Source organism: Pseudolactococcus plantarum, assembly GCF_002441715.1.
Classification (GTDB): Bacteria; Bacillota; Bacilli; order Lactobacillales; family Streptococcaceae; genus Pseudolactococcus; species Pseudolactococcus plantarum.
This window is the reverse complement of sequence record NZ_JXJX01000028.1, coordinates 1-1,569: the sequence shown is the minus strand read 5'-3', so window position 1 is coordinate 1,569 and position 1,569 is coordinate 1. Positions and strand designations below refer to the sequence as shown.

General features: G+C 32.2%; 3 protein-coding genes and 1 pseudogene. 3 read left to right on the top strand and 1 reads right to left on the bottom strand.

Translation table 11 applies throughout. The features are described 5' to 3' along the window. Nucleotides 1-92 precede the first annotated feature (92 nt). Entirely contained in the window at nt 93-317 is a 225-nt protein-coding gene (locus RU87_RS09875; RefSeq protein ID WP_072353678.1) for a FanG protein, read from the bottom strand. A 28-nt stretch (nt 318-345) separates the two neighbouring features. On the opposite strand from RU87_RS09875, the gene RU87_RS09425 reads away from it, so the two are divergent. The 3 genes and pseudogenes from RU87_RS09425 to RU87_RS09415 all read left to right on the top strand — a co-directional run. Beyond that, on the top strand, nt 346-960 hold the full coding sequence (locus tag RU87_RS09425) for a CadD family cadmium resistance transporter (RefSeq protein ID WP_058147822.1): 615 nt from the start codon (nt 346-348) through the stop codon (nt 958-960). 11 nt (nt 961-971) lie between these two features. Then, the gene (cadX, locus tag RU87_RS09420) at nt 972-1,310 is read left to right on the top strand and encodes a Cd(II)/Zn(II)-sensing metalloregulatory transcriptional regulator CadX (protein WP_031367148.1); all 339 of its coding nucleotides are present in this window, start codon (nt 972-974) and stop codon (nt 1,308-1,310) included. A gap of 43 nt (nt 1,311-1,353) precedes the next feature. Next, nucleotides 1,354-1,539 (top strand): annotated as a pseudogene (locus RU87_RS09415) (hypothetical protein); the annotation flags it as partial. Nucleotides 1,540-1,569: the final 30 nt, after the last annotated feature.

Below are 1,569 nucleotides of genomic sequence, written 5' to 3'. Positions count from 1 at the left end.
TTTGATTTTCAAACTTCGCAACAGAACCCTTTATCTTTACTGAAGTTAAGTAAGGGGTTCACTACACGTCATTAGACGTCAAAACATTGATTTTAAGCGATTTTTGAATTTTTAAAGTTCATTACATTGCAATATAAATCAATAAGAACTCTACCTTTTACTCTACCTTTTTTAGATGAATATATCATTTGGATATTGAAGTTAAGCCCTGCTATCATTTCGATGGCAGGGCTTTTTAATATTTGGTACACTAACTTTTTATCTATATTTTGGTGGAGCTGAAGTTGACATCTACAAAGTTTAATGTTAAAATACATTCAAAAATATATTTGAATGAGGTGTTTTATGATCCAAAATGTTGTTACTTCAATAATCCTGTATTCTGGGACAGCCGTAGACTTACTTATTATCCTAATGTTATTTTTTGCCAAAAGAAAAAGCAGAAAAGACATCATTAACATATATTTAGGACAATTTCTAGGCTCTGTTAGTCTAATATTGCTAAGTTTGTTTTTTGCATTTGTCTTAGATTATATTCCTAGTAAAGAGATTTTAGGTTTGCTCGGTTTGATTCCAATTTTCCTAGGCCTCAAAGTTTTGCTTTTAGGAGATTCTGATGGAGAAGCTATTGCCAAAGAAGGTTTGAGCAAAGATAATAAAAACCTGATTTTTCTAGTCGCTATGATTACTTTTGCAAGTTGTGGTGCTGACAATATTGGTGTCTTTGTCCCATATTTTACTACCTTAAATTTAGCGAATTTGATAGTGGCTTTACTTACCTTTCTAGTCATGATTTGTCTCTTGGTTTTTTCTGCCCAAAAATTGGCACAAGTCCCTTCTGTTGAAGAAACTTTGGAAAAATATAGCAGATGGTTTATTGCCGTTGTTTATTTAGGATTGGGGATATATATCCTGATTGAAAATAACAGTTTTGACATGCTATGGACTGTGTTAGACTAGGAGAAAATATTTTGAAAAAAGATAGTATCTGCCAAGTGAATGTTATAAATCAACAAAATGTTACAACCGCCACGAACTACCTTGAAAAGGAAAAAGTCCAAAAATCACTTCACATTTTATCAAAGTTTACCGATAATAAACAGATAAATATCATCTTTTATCTCCTTGCTGTTGAAGAACTCTGTGTCTGCGATATAGCCTGTTTACTAAATCTCAGTATGGCATCTGCCTCCCACCATCTTCGTAAACTAGCCAATCAAAACATCTTGGACACTAGAAGAGAGGGGAAAATTATATATTATTTTATAAAAGATGAGGAAATCAGAGATTTTTTTAATCAACTAGGATAACAACTATTTTTACTACTTTTCCATGTTTATAGGGGGCTTATCTATGAAATTTTTTGATGAAAATTACTCACAAGAAATACCTACTCGTATCAAATGTTTAAGAAAAAAGTATAATTTAAAGCAAAGTGACCTAGGTAATGCAGGTCAAGTTAGCCAAGTTGAAAAGGGAAAGCGACAAGTTACCGCTTCAATATTGCTTTATTTGAATACTCAAACCGACTCGGACTATAAAGGGCACCTCTAATAACTACCAATTAAT

What these genes read in the sequence shown, in the direction of transcription:
- RU87_RS09425 (WP_058147822.1), top strand. Translation starts at nt 346, where the DNA reads ATGATCCAAAATGTTGTTACTTCAATAATCCTGTATTCTGGGACAGCC.
- RU87_RS09875 (WP_072353678.1), bottom strand. Translation starts at nt 317, where the DNA reads ATGTATTTTAACATTAAACTTTGTAGATGTCAACTTCAGCTCCACCAA.